The following is a 16414-nucleotide window of genomic DNA, read 5'->3' on the forward strand; positions in this document are numbered from 1 at the left end:
GTGTGGCCGAGCGAGCTTACCCAGGGCACTTTCGTCGATGGCTTCAGCTCCGGGCCGCGCGGGACGCGGCTGGCGACGCCACCGGACGTAGGGCCGCCCAAGATGCGGCCTCGCGGAAACATGCTGCGCCCGATCGCCTTCAGCGATCTCTTCGACGCCAACCAGCGCGCACGGTTCGACCGTTTCTGGGAAGAGGATCTGCGCAAGGGCGTCGATCCGTTTCTCTATCCGGACCCGCACGCCAACGGCTTTCCGCTCTGCGCTGACAGCGGCGCAGTGCTGCTGGACGAGGCCGGCAGACCGATCGTCATCGAATCCTGGATCCTCTGCACGTTCTCGACCGACCAACCGAGCTGGGCGGCGCGACCGGGCGGACGGTGGGCACCGCAATTTTCGATCGTGGAGTTGCCCTGATGCCGAGCTTTTCACTGTCAGTTCGCGAGGCCTTCAACGCGGAAGTCACCGATGAAGAGCCGATCGTGCTCGTGGCGCTCACGCCGTATGGCGGCGAGACCGAGTACCTGTCCAGCCATCCGACCCAGCGCCTGTCGATCGAGCCGCTGCGCTACGGCACCATCAGCGACGGACAGGAATACAAGTTCGTGCTGATGTCGGTCGCATGGCCCGATGACCAGGACGGTGCACCGCCGACGACGTCGCTGGTGTTTGCCAACGTGGTCGAGAACATGGCGGCGGTCGCGCGCAGCGTCACGCCCGGCACACAGGCCGATGTCGTCATGAGCCTGGTTCTGACGTCGGATCCTGACGCGGTCGAAGAGTCCTACGTGATGAAGGCAACCGGCTCGACCTACAGCGCGCTGCAGGTGTCGCTTGCGATCTCGCGAGAGCCGCTGGAAACCGAGCCATATCCGGCGCAGCGCATGACCAAACAGCGCTATCCGGGGCAATTCCGATGAAGCACTGGCTGCGCGATCATGTCGGGCTGTCTCATTTGCGCGCCGGCCGTAGCCGCGATGGCGTCGACTGCTACGGGTTGCTGTGGCTCGTCTTCCGCGACGTGGTCCGCATCGAACTCGCCAGCTATGCCGGTGAGACACTGGATGCGCCGGAGCGCGCCGAGATCGCCAAGCTGATCGCGGGCGGGCGTTGGATCTCGCCATGGGTCGCGCTCGATCCGCTCGATGGCGAGCGCGAGTTCGACATGGCCGTGTTCCGCCGTGGCGGCATCGAAAGTCATATCGGCATCGTCGTCGCGCCGGGCCGCATGCTGCACATCCTTGCCGGCGGCGAGTCTCACGTCGACAGGTTCGATGTCGGCCGCTGGAAGGCGAAGCTGATCGGCATCCATCGTCACGAGGCGCTGCTATGAGCCGGATGCTGATCCTGCCGCATCTCGATCCGGGCAAGGAGCGCCAGACTGTGACGGTCGATCCCGGCATGACGATCGCCGAGATGGTCTCACTGGCGTTTCCCGGCCTCACTGAGCGGCGCCATGTTCGCGTGGTTATCGGCGACGACGTCGTCCCGCAAGCCTACTGGCCGCGCGTGCGACCGCGCGAGGGAACCACTGTCATCATCCGCCTAATCCCCGGGAACGATACGCTACGCAGCGTTCTTTCGGTAGCCGTCGTGGTCGCGGCCGTTGCCCTCGGCCAGTTCTATGCGCCGACCCTTGCAGGGTTCATCTTTCCGTCGGGCATCACGGGGCTGGCAGGCGCCGGCGCGACGCTCGCGCCCGGAGGTGTCATTACAGCGTTGTCGACGCTCGGCTTCACGCTTGCCGGCACGGCGCTGCTCAATGCACTGGTGCCGCTGCCTGGGCTGGGAAGTCAACAATCCGGCACATCGCTCGCTGCGATCACAGGGCTGCAGAACCAGGCCAATCCTGGGGGCGTCATTCCCTCGATTCTCGGACGACATCGTTATGCGGCGCCTTATGCGGCGCCACCTTACACCGAGATCATCGGCGATGATCAGTTCGTGATTGCAGCGTTCGAGTTCGGACACGGGCCTCTGAACTTCTACAACCACCAGCTTGGCGATACGCCGATCAGCAGCTTCAACGACGTCTGGATGGAGGTGCGGCAGGGGTTGCCAGGCGATCCGCCGCTCTCGCTTTATCCGCAACAAGTGCTGGAAGAGCAGATCAACGCCTTGCTCGAGTTCGGCGACGGCGGCAACATTCGCACCACGGCCCGGGATGTCACCGAAAGCTCGCTCGACTTCACCTTCTCGCAAGGGCTGGTGCAGTTCGACGATAAGGGCAATCAGCAGACGACATACGTCCAGGTCAGGATTTCGCAGCGGCCGGTCGGCACGACAGCGTGGTCCATCGTCACGGACTTCGCGATGTTCGGCGCCTCGCAGGACCTGGTTCGCCGCACCTTTCGATGGACCCATCCGGCGCGGGGTCAATACGACATCCTGTGCGAGCGCCTGACCGCGTTCGGCGATACCGTCCGACGTATCGACAAATGCACTTGGTCGGCGATCCGTTCATTCCGGCCTGAAAGCCCGTTCAACTATGACAAGCCGACAGCGAAGGTCGCGCTGCGCATTCGCGCCAGCAATCAGCTCAACGGCATCGTCAACAATTACAACGCCGTCCCCGCGCTTGTTTGCAAGGACTGGGACGCGGCGTCGCAAACATGGATCGTGCGCGAGACCAGCAATCCGGCCTCAAAGGCCCGCTACGTCCTGCAGGGTCCGGGCAACGTGCGGCCGAAAGCAGATAGCGAAATCGACCTTCCGGCGCTACAGGACTGGCACGCGTTCTGCGTCGCGAAAGGCCTGACCTACAATCGCGTGCAGGACTATGACGCGACGCGACGCGACGTGCTGGAGGATATCTGTCGGGCCGGCCGCGCGGTGCCTTATGACGACGGCGTCAAATGGAGCGTGCGGATCGACCGGCCTCAATCGACCTACGCCGCCGCGATCACGCCGCGCAACTCCTGGGACTTTCAGGGGTCGACGCCTTACGTGCTGTTCCCTGATGGACACCGCGTCAAGTTCATCGACGCGACCAACGGCTGGAACCAGGCCGAGCGGATCGTGCCGTTCCCGGGCAAGAGTTCCGCGGAGGTCGAGGTCACCGAAGATATGGAGCATCCCGGCGTCACCGATCCGGCTCAGATCTGGCGAGCTACGCGCCGAAGGCAATACGAACTGATCCATCGGCCGCACTCCTACAGCGCCAACCAGGACTGGGAATCGATGGTGCTGGAGCGCATGGCTCTCGCCGCGCTCAACCATGACATTCTCGATCGAGATCACGTCTCTGCGCGCGTGAAGGATATCATTGACCGAACGATCGTGATCGACACCCCGGTCACGATGGAGGCAGGCCGTTCCTACGCAGTCACCGTCCGACTCGCAAATGGCAGCTTCGTTCGACGCACCGTCACCACGATCGAGGGCGAGACGCAGACACTGCGCCTGGTCGGTGATCTCACCGGCATCAAGCGCGGCAACCTCGCGCTGTTCGGCACGACGATCAAGGGCGAGACGATCGACGTCATTATCAAGAACATTGAGCGTGGCGATAATCTCACAGCAAAGCTGACGGCAGTCGACGCGGCGCCGATCATCGACCAACTCACCGACGCCGAAGTGCCACCGGCCTGGGACGGACGCGTCGGCGGCGAGGTCGACGTGTCCAATCTCGTGCCCGCGGTGCCGAGCATCACGGTGGTCGATGTGTTTCCGAATTTCGTCGTTACGGTCACGCCCGGCACCGGCTCGATCGCAGTGCCCGCGAGCTACGTGATTTCATGGCGCCTCCATGGCGGCGGTGCCTTCACCACCATCCCGATCGCCGCCGGCACCGGCGTCGCGATCATCGCAGGCTTCATCGACGGCGACGAGATCGACGTGAAGGTCCATGCCGTCTCGGCCTACGGTGTCCCTTCGGCGGACACCAACATCGTGCAGGCCTCGATGCACAAACCCGCACCCTGACAAGGAAATTGCAATGGGAATCAACACTCCGAACATCCCCGCCGGCGCCGCATTCTTTGAGCTGCTCGGCCATGAGCAGACCGGCAATGTGCGATCGACGCGACGGTTTTCTCGCGCGGCGGTGTTGGCGAGCCTCATGGAGCTGCAGGCCGGCGGCGGATTGGTGTTTACGAGTAAGGCCCAGGCAGACGCTCATCTCGCTTTCAATGCGTTTGTTTCTGCACAGGTGATTGGAGATGCGACACCCGAAAACAACGGCGTCTATCAAAAGATCGGCGCATCCGGCGTCGGATCATGGACACGCATTGGCGATCTGCCCTACGAACTCGTCCGCGTGACCGTGACCGGCGGCACGGCGGATGCGATCGTCGCGACCATGTCGCCGCAAGTACCGAGCGACCCCAATAGCAAAGTCTTCCTGTTGGTGCCGATCGCGACGAATACGGGTGCGGTAACCATCAATGGCATATCGGTCAAGAATGCGCTCGGCTCCACGCTGGTCGCGAATACGCTGATCGCGGGTTCGCCCGTGATGATGATGCGGTCAGGCGATGACTATGAGCTATTGGTATCGTTGCCCGCCGACACCGCAGGCGTCGTTGCCGACGCTGTAGCTGCGCGGGACGCTGCGGAGGGGTATGCCACCAGCGCGGCTGCTGATGCTTCCGCCCTCGGCAACCAGGTACATCAGTATGACACTCGTGCGCTGGCCGAAGCTGCAACGATCCCTTCTGGCGTAAAGCTACTGCGCACATTTGGCTACTTCACCGCGGGAGATCACGGCGGCGGACTATATGTGAAGCTCGGCGCAGCGCCGGCGCCGATTGAAGCGTGGCATTTCCAATCTGCCGATGGTGCGTGGTGGCAACTGACTGAGTTCCAAGCGCTACGTCAGATGTTCGGAGCGCTCTGTAATCAGACGACGAACGATACTGCGGCGGTTGCTAACTGGTTCGAGTACATCAAAACGTTCAAGGCCGAAGGAATTGTTTTCGGGTTCTCCCTGATCAACGGTGGCATCTGGGATTTTTCGGAAGTCGCTACTTCAGGCATCACGATACGTGGACTGAACGCCAATCGAGACGGCTTTTGTCTGGTCGATGGGGCAGAACTTAATTGGTACTGCAATAGCGGAGCGCTGTTCTATAGTCGCTTCTCCTGCTTCCGTGTCCTTGGAAACGTCAACGGCGTAGCCTTCCGGATCGGTAAAGACGACTTCTCGGATGCATGGAACTCGTGTGAGTGGCGTCAGATCATCGTCAACAACGCATATACCGACGGAGCCGTTCACGGCGCGACGTACGAGACTCTGCGCCTCAATGGCATCTATCAGAGCCATCTTGGATTCGTGGCTAACGGCGGAGGATCAGGAAACCCTCTATATCCCTCAACCACCCCTGGCTATGGCTGTGCCATCACTTTGCGTCAGGTCCAATTCTGCAATGGATCGCTGGCAGCGGGTAACGCGCGCGAAGGCATCCGCCTGAAAGATGGATACAACTTCGGAAACGTTTTCACTGCCGTTGATATCGAAGAGGTGGAGAAGGGACTGCTCATTGCGAACGCACAGTCCACAGAAAACTCGTTCTCCGGAACGAACGTCGCGAAGTATCCGTTCGTTACGCAAGGTGCTGGCCGGGGCAACTGTTGGGAGGGCGGCCCGCTGGGTGTGTATTCCGGGGGCACTGAATTTCTCAACAATGCCGCTGGCGGTTTCCTGCTACGCAAACTCGGCTATGGCGGGATTAGCACGCCAGCATTGGGGGCGTCCGGTGTTGACGTCGTCAATAACTTTGGCCGCCGTTTCGTAGTGTACATCGGCGGCGGCACCGTATCAGCTATCGTTGTCACGAAGGCTTCTACTGAGGCATACGGCATGCCTGGAGTAGCTGGCATAAGCCAAGGTCTGATGTCTATCCGTCTCGATCCCGGCGACAAGGTACGGATAACCTATTCGGTCGCGCCGTCGTGGGCTTGGATCGTCGACGAATAGCAGGCCGGGCTAGCGCTTTCTGAACACCATGAATGCAGTACCCGCGACTTCATCTCTAACGTCGTGAAGCACGTCGCAGGCACTCTTAAGGATCGCCTGCGCTGGCAGAGTGGTTTCCCAATTCGTGTCATCCAGAACGATGACACCGTTTTGTGAAACGCGCTTCGTATAGAGAATGACATCTTCGGCAGCATTGTATATCGAATGACCGCCGTCGATGTGCAGGAAGTCAATCGACGAAAACAGAGGCGCAACGGCGTCCGATGCCATCTCAACAATCTTGACCTGAGAGGTCAGATCATGTTCCGCAACGAAGCGGAAGAAAGAGCGCTTGATAGCGTCGAAATTAACCGATCTCCACCACTGATCATTCTCCGCACTCGTGGCGTGTTGAGTGGCGACTGCTTCGCTCCATGACTCGATCCCGTAAATCACGCCGGCCTGATTATGCTGGAGCGCGGCCGCGACTGGAACGAGGGACCTTCCTCCGTATACTCCGATCTCCACACAGGTGTGGGGGCGGTACTGAATCGTGAGGTTTGCAAGTAGCGTTGCTTTCTCCCTGGAGCACCAGCCCTCCAACGTTTGCTCGGCGCGCTGGATGAGCGAAGAGACCATCGGAGGAAGACCCGGAATATCCTCGGGGTCCTTGCCTGCGGAGAAGCGATTGTTGACGAAATCAAGAGCGGTTTTAAGCATTGCGTGATGCCCCTTTGATCCCTGCTGGGAAGGTCACTAGCCTGCAACCATCCGGAGAATCAACCCCGCCTGGCATCCGCGGCGTTTTGCCCGTTCAAACCGGAAGCTCCGCACGCTCGGCGGTATTGGCGTCCGGTGTGGCCGGGCGAGCAGTCCGGCCGACCGGCGCCATTTTCGGTCCGCGGAGGGGGTGACATTTGATCTTGCGCGCGGGTGACATTTGAAATTGCGCGCTACAGATGAGGGGCGGCTCGCGATCGTCACGAACGTTGCGGTGAGATGCGGTGGACGCGATGCGTATGACTGACGAGCGCGCGTATCGCGGACGGCGAAGTCGTGTGGTCCTGGCGCCCCGACGCTGGCGCTAAGTTTTTCGCGCGAACAAGTTCGCGCGGGAAGTGACGGTGGCAAGAAAGCCCGGTCACCGGGGAGAGCGCGAAATAAGCCGTAACACCATCGCGCAGGGAAAGCCGGAATGCTTCGGTTGAACCTGTGGTCCTACCCCCGTGCTTTTTGTTGCACGGGACCCATGGGTGCAACCAGCACCCGGCTTTCCCTGCGCCCTCTGTTCGATGAGAGGGTGAAACGAGACGCAAAGCTCGGGCGCAACGCGCTGCGAGAACGCGGACTCGCATCCCGTCCGTTGCTTGACAGATAAATCAGGACTTATCCCGTCATTGCGAGCGGAGCGAAGCAATCCATGCCTCCGCGTGCGGCGCGATGGATTGCTTCGCTCCGCTCGCAATGACGCACCAGGAGAGAGCAGCGCACTCAACCCTTTCCCCTCAGCCTGAGGAGGCCGCGCCGCGGCCGTCTCGAAGGCCGAGGCCACCCGGCGGGGCCTCATCCTTCGAGACGCCTGCTGCGCAGGCTCCTCAGGATGAGGGGCAAGCAGCGTGCACCTTGGACAGATCGTCGCACTTTTGCGGCGCAACATGCGCGGTGATGTCGGACCCTGCTAACGGGCAATGGCAATTTGGTCGGCTTCTCTGTATTGGTGCGGCTGGCATACAAAAACCTGGGGCGGGTGATTGGCGCGCCCCGCAATGAAGCGGGAGGAAACATGCGTAAGTTGGTGTTGGCTGCGGCATCGGTCGTGGCAATTGCGTTTGCCGGGCCGGCGGCGGCGGACGATCCGATCGTCATCAAGTTCAGTCACGTCGTCGCCACCAACACGCCGAAAGGGCAGGCGGCCGAGAAGTTCAAGGAACTCGCCGAGAAATACACGGGCGGCAAGGTGAAGGTCGAGGTCTACCCGAACTCGCAGCTCTACAAGGACAAGGAAGAACTCGAGGCGCTGCAGCTCGGCGCCGTGCAGATGCTGGCGCCCTCGAACTCGAAATTCGGCCCGATCGGGGTCAAGGAGTTCGAGGTGTTCGATCTGCCCTATATCCTTCCCGATCTCGCCACGCTGCGCAAGGTCACCGACGGTCCGCTCGGCGCCAAGCTTCTGAAATTGCTCGAGCCGAAGGGCATGATCGGCCTTGCCTACTGGGACAACGGCTTCAAGCAGATGAGCGCGAACAGGAAGCTGATCGAGCCGGCGGACTACAAGGGGCTGAAGTTCCGGATCCAGTCATCGAAGGTGCTGGAGGCGCAGTTCCGCGCGCTCGGCGCGGTCCCGCAGGTGATGGCGTTCTCCGAAGTCTACCAGGCGCTGCAGACCGGCGTCGTCGACGGCCAGGAGAACACCTGGTCGAACATCTACACCCAGAAGATGCACGAGGTGCAGAAGTACATCACCACCACCAATCACGGCTATATCGGCTACATCGTGGTCGTGAACAAGAAGTTCTGGGAAGGCCTGCCGGCCGACATCCGCGAGCAGTGCGACAAGGCGATGAAGGAAGCCACCGCCTATGGCAACGGCCAGTCGCAGAAGGAGAACGAGGACGCGCTCGCCGAGATCAAGAAGACCGGCAAGAGCGAGATCATCACGCTGACGCCGGAGCAGGACGCCGCGATGCGCAAGGCAATGGAGCCGATCTACAAGGACGTCGCCAAGCGCGTCGGCCAAGGCCTGATCGATGAGTTCCTGAAGGAGACCAAGGGCGCGACCAACTGATCGTGTGATGGTTTTGCGTCGATCATGAAGCGAGCTCTGATCGCCTCTCCCTGCGTGTGGGGAGAGGCCGGAATTCAAGCTGCGCTTGAATTCCGGGTGAGGGGCTGCCCTCTCCCCGTAAGAACGGGGGGAGGGAGCCGCGAGCGAAACTCCTTGGGGGAACATTGATCCTGCTCCGCATCCTCGACCGGCTGGAGGAGATATTGATCGCGACGCTGATGGCAGCCGCGACTCTCATCATCTTCGTGGCCGTATGCCATCGCTATTTGATCGGCATTCCCTTGCTCTATCCGATCCTGTTCCCGATCAACCTGTCCTGGGCGCAGGAACTGTGCATCTACATGTTCGTGTGGGTGGCGAAGTTCGGCGCGGCCTATGGCGTGCGCACCGGCATCCATGTCGGCGTCGACGTGGTCGTCAACCAGTTGAGATCGCCGTGGCGCAACATCGTGGTGCTGTTCGGCCTGTTCTGCGGCGCCTTCTTCACCGCCGTGATCGGCACCATGGGCGCGAAATTCGTCTACGGCCTGATGCACACCGACCAGGTCTCGCCTGATCTCGAGATACCGAGCTGGATCGTCTATCTCTGCATTCCGCTCGGCTCCTATTTGATGTGCTTCCGCTTCCTGCAGGTCGCCTGGCATTATTACTGGACCGGTCAACTGCCGCATCACGACCACGCCCGTGTCGAGGGCGTCGAGGTCGATGCGCCCGGCGCTGGCGTCGCGGAGGTGACGCGATGACCAGCCTCTTCATCTTCGGGCTGCTCATCGCCCTGATGCTGACGGGCATGCCGATCTCGATCGCGCTCGGCATGACCGTGCTCACCTTCATCTTCACGATGACGCAGGTGCCGACGGAATCGGTGGCGCTGAAATTGTTCACCGGCATCGACAATTTCGAGATCATGGCGATTCCGTTCTTCATCCTGGCCGGGAATTTCCTGACCCATGGCGGCGTCGCCCGCCGTATGATCGCCTTTGCGACCTCGATGGTCGGGCATTGGTACGGCGGGCTCGGGCTCGCCGGCGTCATGGCCTGCGCGTTGTTTGCTGCGGTCTCGGGCTCGTCGCCGGCGACCGTGATCGCGATCGGCTCGATCATGATGCCGGCGATGGTCGCCCAGGGCTTTCCGAAGCGCTTCGGCGCGGGCGTGATCACGACCTCGGGTGCGCTCGGCATCCTGATCCCGCCGTCGATCGTGATGGTGATCTATTGCGTGGCGACCGGCGGCAGCATCGCGCTCGATCCGGCCGGCCATCGCGTCTCCTCGGCGTCCGTCGGGCAGATGTTCATCGCCGGCGTGATCCCTGGCTTGATGCTCGCGGCGCTATTGGGGCTCACGACGTTCTACCGCGCCTGGCGCAATGATTATCCGCGGCTGCCGCGCGCGAGCTGGGCGGAGCGGTTCACGGCGTTCCGTCGCTGCGTCTGGGGATTGTTGCTGATCGTGATCGTGCTCGGCGGCATCTACGCCGGCATGTTCACGCCGACGGAGGCCGCCGCCGTCAGCGCGGTGTACGCCTTCGTCATCGCCGTGTTCGTTTATCGCGACATGTCGCTGAAGGACGTGCCCAAGGTGCTGCTCGGCTCGGCCAATATGAGCGCGATGATCCTCTACATCATCACCAACGCCGTGCTGTTCTCGTTCCTGATGGCGAACGAGAACATCCCGCAGCAGATCGCGGCATGGATCACCGCGGCCGGCGTCGACTGGATCATGTTCCTGCTGGTGGTCAATCTGCTGCTGCTGCTCGCCGGCAACGTGATGGAGGCGTCCTCGATCGTGCTGATCGTGGCGCCGATCCTGTTTCCGGTGGCAGTCAAGCTCGGGATCCATCCCGTGCATCTCGGCATCCTGATGGTGGTCAACATGGAGGTCGGCATGTGCCATCCGCCGGTTGGCCTCAACCTCTATGTCGCGTCCGGCATCGCCAAGATGGGCATTACGGAACTGACGATCGCGGTGTGGCCGTGGCTTTTGACCATGCTGATCTTCCTCGGTCTCGTCACCTACGTTCCCGAGATCTCGCTGTGGCTGCCGCGCGCGCTCGGTATGTTGTGAAGACTTAACCATGGGGATTACATCTTGGTAAGGGAACGCTCCCTGTCCAAACTGTAAGTTGCGGCGCGGGCAGGGCGGTCTCATCCTCAGGCAACCTTCAAAGGAGGTTCGCATGAAGAAAGTTTTGCTCGCCAGCGTCGCGGCGCTCACCATCGCCGGCTCGACCATCGCCTACGCCCAGCATCGCCCGTGGATGCATGGCCCGATGCGGATGAACCCGGAGGACCGCGCGGCCTTGCTCGATGCACGGATCGCCGCTGTTCATGCCGGGCTCAAGCTCACCGCCGACCAGGAGAAGCTGTGGCCGCCGGTCGAGGCCGCGGTGCGCGATTTCGCCAAGCTCCGGATCGACCGGGCCAATGCGCGGATGGAGGCGGAGAAGAACGCCGATGCGCAGCAGAAGCCGGATGATCCGGTCACCCGGCTGCGCGAGCGCGCCGACAACATGGCGGCCAGCGCCGCCGCGCTGAAGAAGATCGCCGACGCCGCCGATCCGCTCTACAAGACGCTCGACGACAACCAGAAGCGCCGGCTCACCCTCCTGACCCACATGGACCGCCGCTTTGGGGGTGAGGGCTGGCGCCGCCACCGCTTCGACCGCGGCTTCGACCGCGACGATCGGGGCGACCGCGACGGCGGCTTTGACCGAGGCGGCTCCGGCAGGCTCTGAGCTCGCCGATTGGCAATCGACCTAACCATCGGAAAAGCCGCCGGAATCCGTCGGTTTTTCCTAGTCCCGGGCGCCTTGCCAAAGCACGGGAAAACCTCATCCAGCTTGCTGGACATCGCGGGGGCGCTTTGCTAAACGACGGCCCTCGCAACGAGGTCCTCCGGACCCGTTTCCGGGCGCATAGCTCAGTTGGTAGAGCAGCTGACTCTTAATCAGCGGGTCCCAGGTTCGAGCCCTGGTGCGCCCACCATCCTTAAGGGATTGGCCCGCAAGGGCTTTTTTTAAATTCCTCGGCAGAACAAACCGGGTCTCGTGCGACGCTTTTAATGGTCGTACGTCGCACGCCGTGCGACGAGTCGGATAATTAGGGCCGAAGCCCATCCACCGCTGAAACGCGCAGCCAAATGAGACCTACCGGTCTGCGTTCAGCTCTTCATGCCTTCCTTCCGCACCTGCAATTCAAGCCTGTCGATACCGGAATCGGCGCGAGCCGCATTGCGGGCGCGGTAGTGCTTCACGATAGTCTGCGCGCTTCGGTATGAATGCCCAGTGATGTCGCAGATCGTCAGCAAGTCGCAGCCAGCCCGATCGAGAAGCATGACGCAGGTATCGCGTAGGTCTTGGTCGTGCTTTTGGTCGAGTTCGCCGGCGCCGTTGACGAACATCAGCGCCGGGCAAGGCTTTAGACGCCATGCTGTCTCATGGCCATTGCTGTCGCGAGCGGTCTGCGCATCCAGCCATTCCGCTAATGCGCGCTTGCGCTGATCGACCGCTCGAGCGCGCTGCGCCTTATTCTCCTCATCGAGAGGAAAGGGGGCGAACAGCTTGTCGCCGTTCTTAATCAGTTCGGCGTTCAGTCGCTCTGCGCGGACAATTGCCTGGCGCGCGTTGTCGCACGCAAGAAAGCCAAAGATTGCGACGGCTCGGGCGGTCGACACCCAATGGCGATAGGTACTCTCGTCGTAAGGCTCACCATTGTCCTCGTTGACCACGAGTTCGGGTGGGACCTTATCCAGTTGAAGCCGAAGCTTGAGTTCCTTTATTCGTGCACGCGAGGCATTTAGTCGTGCGCTGAGTTGTGGCGCCTCTTTGATATCGACAAGCTCGCCGGTCTTGCTCTGCCGGAACGCGTGCCGGCCCTCGACGTCGCTCTCATTGCGCATAATTAGACGGTCAGTCTGACGCTGCCCGGTGAACAACGCCAGATGGAAGCTGTCCCCGACCGAAGGCCGTTCGATCGCATCGGCTGCAGCGACCCAAGCGGAAAATTCGGACATCGCAACCTGTACGATGCGTCCGTCTGGATGATCGAACTCCATACCTTCTCGCGGGTTGGGTCCGAGGCGCCACAAGACGCTTTCCTGTCCCCAAGTGAATGCCGCTGAGAGCGTGGCTATCATCGAGAGCGCCATATGATGGCCGCGAGCCGATTTCGCATAATTATAGAAGGCGCGGAATTCCGGTTTGCCGATTGATGTCGGAGTGGCAGTTGCAATCGCCTCGAGTTCTCGTACGGGCTCGGCCACACCGAGCAGCTTGGCGGCACGGATCTCGGCACGCATCCTAGCCGCGGATTCACGTGATTGCGGTCGGTACAAGATGGCGGAGATACATTTGCGATAGGAAGATTGCGAGGCAGACGATAGCGCCTTGAATTCAACCGACTTACTCCAATCGTCCAATAGGTCTTCGATCGTAGAACGCTTCCGGATCGTAATTTTCTTCGGCAGCTTGCCGGCGCGGCGCGCCGCCTCGATTTCTGACTTTCGTTTGTCTGAAAAGTCTGATGCTTCTTGGAGATTGAACCACGCACCGACCGGACGTCCTTTTTCATCGTACGGCGGATGGCGCAAGTCGGCATCGACAAAGCCGAGAGCTCTGGTATAAGCGCCGTGCGACGAGCGAGGACGGCCATCACGCCACTTCACATGGGGAAACTTGGGATCGGCCATAAAGAGCCTCAGTGCCAGTAAGAGATGGCACCCATTGGAATCTAGCGCGATCTAGTCTGTCAAGAGTCGTGCTGGCCGTAAGCTCTCCGCAGCCGCTCGCGGTGATCCTCGTCGCTTGCTGCTGGCGGCGGCGCGAATGCGTCATTAGCAATCGTCTTTGGGCGCATAGGATGATGTCGGGTAAGCCAAGCATCGAAGCCGGTGCATTCCCATTTCAGCGGTCCTCGCTCGCTGATCGGCGAAGGCAAGCCATCGCGCTCGTGCCTGAGGCGGCGCGTGCGATAGAATGTATCCAGAGAGATGCCAATCGCGGCCGCGACCTCGGTCGAAGAATAGGGTGGCTGCATGCTCTCGGGGCGTAAATGCATAATGCCTCGCCGCTCTTGGCCTTTTGACTGAAGTCTTGGTGAAGCAAAATGAGCAGATAAGATTACAGGCGAAAAGCATTCCCCATCGCGCGGAGGGAATTCGGCTTCTTTAGAGTACGAATAGGATGCCCCGGTGCTAACATGTCCGACATTCGTCCGCCGCTCTCGGGGGTTCGCGTAACCGGTGCGGCGAACGAACTCGCGCATCACGAGGGCGCACATTTCACTGGCCGGTCAGCGGACTCGAACGTGCAACCAGACCGTTATGAGCGGCGGGATAGCGATTGGCTTCGTTGATTTTGCTGACTTTTTGTTTGAATCTGATCGCGTTCGTTGCGCTTCGGCCGGGTCGTTTCTGGTGGGAAACTGGCGCGGTAACGCCTGCTCATGCAGACCAGCCGGGCCTGACATCCGTAAGGTCTCCATCGCAGGGCTCTCCTCACGAGATCATCAAGCGGATCGACTTTACCCTCTCAAGGCTGAAACAGGGGTTCGATTCCCCTAGGGAGCGCCAGTAAACTCAAGCACTTAGGCAGCCACCAACCGCGTTCGTCGAATAATCGTTGAATAAGACGCTGGTGAACAGCGGCGAACGCTGGCGGAATTTGCTCCCGATATTGGCAGAGCAGCCTGAGCACGATGCCTCGCTGTGACTGGCGCAATCGCAAAAAATTTCCTCGTCGTCCTTGGTGTCCGGAAATATCCAAACCACCGCTGACATGCGCTGTCGTACGCGAGCGCCCTCGGATGCTCGCATTGACGTTGCCTATCGCACAATCAACTCTCGCCCCGTCGAGCCTTGTACGAATAGGGAGGGCAGCACGTGAGATACAATCGACGAGAGATAACTGGCGGACAATCGTCACGAGTCAATCTATCCGCTCCGAAAGCCGCAGAACCGAGCACAATGCCATTCGCCGAGCGGCTCACCTGCACGATTGACGATGCATGCGAAGTGACCGGCTTGGGGCGCACGAAGCTTTACGAGTTGATAGGAGCTGGGCGTATCGTCACGACAACGATCGGACGCCGACGACTAGTAGTGGTGCGCTCGCTTGTGGCGCTCCTTGACACCAACATGCCGAACTAATGGACCTGCAACTTAGGAGATGTGCGTTTGCCCGGTAAGTGGTTCGAAGGATGGACCATCGGGGTCGCCGGTGCTGACCACCAAAAAGTCGCTTACGAATATTTGAGCGTTGCTGGAGGCTGGATCCTGCAATCCTAGAGGGCGTCGGCCTCTTGCATGGCAATGATCCCTCCGGTGCGCTCGATCGCGATTTTCGAAAGGCGGCGCTTGCCCGCTTCCTTCGAAAGGCCGCCGGCAAGGCTGGGATGGAGAATGAAAACGAGGCGCTTCTAGCGGCTTGACCTTCCGACCGCCCACGTTGCATCCGATTGATCCTTGACTGACCCGGATGCTGGTCTCGGGGGAACGTGCTACTGTCGCCGACCCCACACTCCAGCGAGCCTTCCATGAGCCGCGACCCAGATAATTGGTACGAGGAAGAATACTGGGAAGAGATCGGTCGGCAGGAGGACATCGCCAAGGCGATCAAGAATCTATCCCATCAACCAATCCGGGATTTCTTGGGCACGTACGGTGACGCGATCGACACGCGGCTCGACGACATTGTTGCGCAGGCGCGCTATGCCCGCCAAGGCGGATACCCTCGCTTTGCCGTCATCGGTTCGGTGACCGCAATTGAACTGATCACACGCTATTTGCTCGTTGAGCCGTTACTGCAGGGCGCGTTCCTCTCCGGGAGTTGGGCCAAAATTCTTACTCGGCATATAATCCAACACGGCAAACAGGCAATCCAACGCGAGCTCCTGCCAAGCGTCCTAAGCATGTACGATATCAAGCTCGTCGAGCTAAAGCTCTCGGATGGATCGCCTCTCTGGAAGACGTTCGTCACGGTCATCGTCCCCAAACGCAATGCGATCGCTCACGATGGGGAGAGTGCTTCACCTGACGAAGCAGATCTCGCACTCGAGTGTGCCAACACGTTGAGAAAAGAGGTGGTTGCGCAGGTGGCCAAAAAAATGGACTTTGATCTCGAAAACAATGGCTCCTGGCACAATCACGTCGACGCGGACGCAATGGCATACGAACCGAAGACACTGTTTGACCAATCCGAGCCCAAAAAGCCAACACCGCCAACTGACCCTCAGCAGCCGAAGGGATTTATGAAATTTCTAACGCGACGCGGCAGTTAGTGGAACTAAAGGCAGCGACGATGTTGTCGCGCTCGACCTTACGTCGATCGACCTTTAGCTTTTTAGGTCGGTGCAAAGCCGGGTCGCGTCACCCGCAACTGATCAGCCGTCCGCACGGGTCAGCAATACGCAGATATCATCTTTCGGCGTGAGGATCGTAGTACGGATCTTCGCGCGTGTGACGCTGACGCGAAAGTTCTGGCGCGCCTGAGTCATCGCTCCGGTTCGCACGTTCCCTCCGACGATTCGGTCTGGGTTGGCTACGATCTCACCTCTGGCGCGCCTAGGCCAACCCTCGAAGATGATAACTTCGTCAAACTGCTTGCCCTTTGCCTGGGGATGTCCCGATCGGTGTTGAACTACGTCGGGCCGACGTTGCCAGAATGAATGTTACGCGGCCCTTGTGACATGGGCAACGGGCTTGATCGTCATGGGATTGTGGTGAGCTTGAAGGGCCGCAC

Annotated in this window: 13 protein-coding genes and 1 tRNA gene; 12 read left to right on the top strand and 2 right to left on the bottom strand. The window is 60.6% G+C overall.

Going from position 1 to position 16414, the window contains the following annotated elements:
- The first annotated feature begins 120 nt into the window (after window positions 1-120).
- From ACZYOF_RS29125 to ACZYOF_RS29145, 5 genes are read left to right on the top strand one after another with little or no spacing between them, the layout of a single operon-like run.
- The gene (locus ACZYOF_RS29125; protein ID WP_463717945.1) at window positions 121-414 is read left to right on the top strand and encodes a hypothetical protein; all 294 of its coding nucleotides are present in this window, start codon (window positions 121-123) and stop codon (window positions 412-414) included.
- Window positions 414-917: a hypothetical protein gene (locus ACZYOF_RS29130; RefSeq protein WP_463717946.1), complete on the top strand. Its 504-nt coding sequence runs from the start codon at window positions 414-416 to the stop codon at window positions 915-917. The genes ACZYOF_RS29125 and ACZYOF_RS29130 overlap by 1 nt, the downstream gene beginning before the upstream one ends.
- Window positions 914-1330: an NlpC/P60 family protein gene (locus tag ACZYOF_RS29135; protein ID WP_463717947.1), complete on the top strand. Its 417-nt coding sequence runs from the start codon at window positions 914-916 to the stop codon at window positions 1328-1330. Before ACZYOF_RS29130 ends, ACZYOF_RS29135 begins: the two co-directional genes overlap by 4 nt.
- Entirely contained in the window at window positions 1327-3921 is a 2595-nt protein-coding gene (locus ACZYOF_RS29140; RefSeq protein WP_463717948.1) for a host specificity factor TipJ family phage tail protein, read from the top strand. The genes ACZYOF_RS29135 and ACZYOF_RS29140 overlap by 4 nt, the downstream gene beginning before the upstream one ends.
- Before the next feature lie 13 nt (window positions 3922-3934).
- Window positions 3935-5914: a hypothetical protein gene (locus tag ACZYOF_RS29145; protein WP_463717949.1), complete on the top strand. Its 1980-nt coding sequence runs from the start codon at window positions 3935-3937 to the stop codon at window positions 5912-5914.
- A 9-nt stretch (window positions 5915-5923) separates the two neighbouring features.
- Here ACZYOF_RS29145 and ACZYOF_RS29150 read toward each other — a convergent pair whose 3' ends face one another.
- Window positions 5924-6613 (bottom strand): class I SAM-dependent methyltransferase, encoded by a 690-nt coding sequence (locus ACZYOF_RS29150; RefSeq protein ID WP_463717950.1) that lies wholly within the window; start codon window positions 6611-6613, stop codon window positions 5924-5926.
- A 1063-nt stretch (window positions 6614-7676) separates the two neighbouring features.
- Between ACZYOF_RS29150 and ACZYOF_RS29155 the strand changes: the two genes are divergently transcribed.
- The 5 genes from ACZYOF_RS29155 to ACZYOF_RS29175 all read left to right on the top strand — a co-directional run bounded on the left by ACZYOF_RS29155 (window position 7677) and on the right by ACZYOF_RS29175 (window position 11663).
- Window positions 7677-8678, top strand: a complete 1002-nt coding sequence (locus ACZYOF_RS29155; RefSeq protein WP_463717951.1) for a TRAP transporter substrate-binding protein — start codon at window positions 7677-7679, stop codon at window positions 8676-8678.
- A gap of 167 nt (window positions 8679-8845) precedes the next feature.
- A complete protein-coding gene (locus ACZYOF_RS29160; protein ID WP_130582369.1) occupies window positions 8846-9421 on the top strand; it encodes a TRAP transporter small permease in 576 nt (191 codons plus the stop codon).
- Entirely contained in the window at window positions 9418-10743 is a 1326-nt protein-coding gene (locus tag ACZYOF_RS29165) for a TRAP transporter large permease (protein ID WP_463717952.1), read from the top strand. Before ACZYOF_RS29160 ends, ACZYOF_RS29165 begins: the two co-directional genes overlap by 4 nt.
- Before the next feature lie 112 nt (window positions 10744-10855).
- On the top strand, window positions 10856-11413 hold the full coding sequence (locus ACZYOF_RS29170; RefSeq protein ID WP_463717953.1) for a Spy/CpxP family protein refolding chaperone: 558 nt from the start codon (window positions 10856-10858) through the stop codon (window positions 11411-11413).
- 174 nt (window positions 11414-11587) lie between these two features.
- Window positions 11588-11663, top strand: a tRNA-Lys gene (locus ACZYOF_RS29175).
- A 175-nt stretch (window positions 11664-11838) separates the two neighbouring features.
- On the opposite strand, the gene ACZYOF_RS29180 is transcribed toward ACZYOF_RS29175, so the two are convergent.
- A complete protein-coding gene (locus ACZYOF_RS29180) occupies window positions 11839-13365 on the bottom strand; it encodes a site-specific integrase (RefSeq protein WP_394565887.1) in 1527 nt (508 codons plus the stop codon).
- 1275 nt (window positions 13366-14640) lie between these two features.
- Between ACZYOF_RS29180 and ACZYOF_RS29185 the strand changes: the two genes are divergently transcribed.
- Both ACZYOF_RS29185 and ACZYOF_RS29190 read left to right on the top strand, forming a co-directional pair.
- Entirely contained in the window at window positions 14641-14823 is a 183-nt protein-coding gene (locus ACZYOF_RS29185) for a helix-turn-helix domain-containing protein (RefSeq protein ID WP_463717954.1), read from the top strand.
- 386 nt (window positions 14824-15209) lie between these two features.
- The gene (locus tag ACZYOF_RS29190; protein WP_282532091.1) at window positions 15210-15953 is read left to right on the top strand and encodes a hypothetical protein; all 744 of its coding nucleotides are present in this window, start codon (window positions 15210-15212) and stop codon (window positions 15951-15953) included.
- Window positions 15954-16414: the final 461 nt, after the last annotated feature.

This window comes from Bradyrhizobium sp. LeoA1Lang, assembly GCF_055413685.1.

Coding starts and splice junctions, on each gene's coding strand:
- ACZYOF_RS29130 (WP_463717946.1), top strand. CDS start 414: ATGCCGAGCTTTTCACTGTCAGTTCGCGAGGCCTTCAACGCGGAAGTC.
- ACZYOF_RS29155 (WP_463717951.1), top strand. CDS start 7,677: ATGCGTAAGTTGGTGTTGGCTGCGGCATCGGTCGTGGCAATTGCGTTT.
- ACZYOF_RS29185 (WP_463717954.1), top strand. CDS start 14,641: ATGCCATTCGCCGAGCGGCTCACCTGCACGATTGACGATGCATGCGAA.
- ACZYOF_RS29140 (WP_463717948.1), top strand. CDS start 1,327: ATGAGCCGGATGCTGATCCTGCCGCATCTCGATCCGGGCAAGGAGCGC.
- ACZYOF_RS29165 (WP_463717952.1), top strand. CDS start 9,418: ATGACCAGCCTCTTCATCTTCGGGCTGCTCATCGCCCTGATGCTGACG.
- ACZYOF_RS29145 (WP_463717949.1), top strand. CDS start 3,935: ATGGGAATCAACACTCCGAACATCCCCGCCGGCGCCGCATTCTTTGAG.
- ACZYOF_RS29125 (WP_463717945.1), top strand. CDS start 121: ATGCTGCGCCCGATCGCCTTCAGCGATCTCTTCGACGCCAACCAGCGC.
- ACZYOF_RS29135 (WP_463717947.1), top strand. CDS start 914: ATGAAGCACTGGCTGCGCGATCATGTCGGGCTGTCTCATTTGCGCGCC.
- ACZYOF_RS29190 (WP_282532091.1), top strand. CDS start 15,210: ATGAGCCGCGACCCAGATAATTGGTACGAGGAAGAATACTGGGAAGAG.
- ACZYOF_RS29180 (WP_394565887.1), bottom strand. CDS start 13,365: ATGGCCGATCCCAAGTTTCCCCATGTGAAGTGGCGTGATGGCCGTCCT.
- ACZYOF_RS29150 (WP_463717950.1), bottom strand. CDS start 6,613: ATGCTTAAAACCGCTCTTGATTTCGTCAACAATCGCTTCTCCGCAGGC.
- ACZYOF_RS29170 (WP_463717953.1), top strand. CDS start 10,856: ATGAAGAAAGTTTTGCTCGCCAGCGTCGCGGCGCTCACCATCGCCGGC.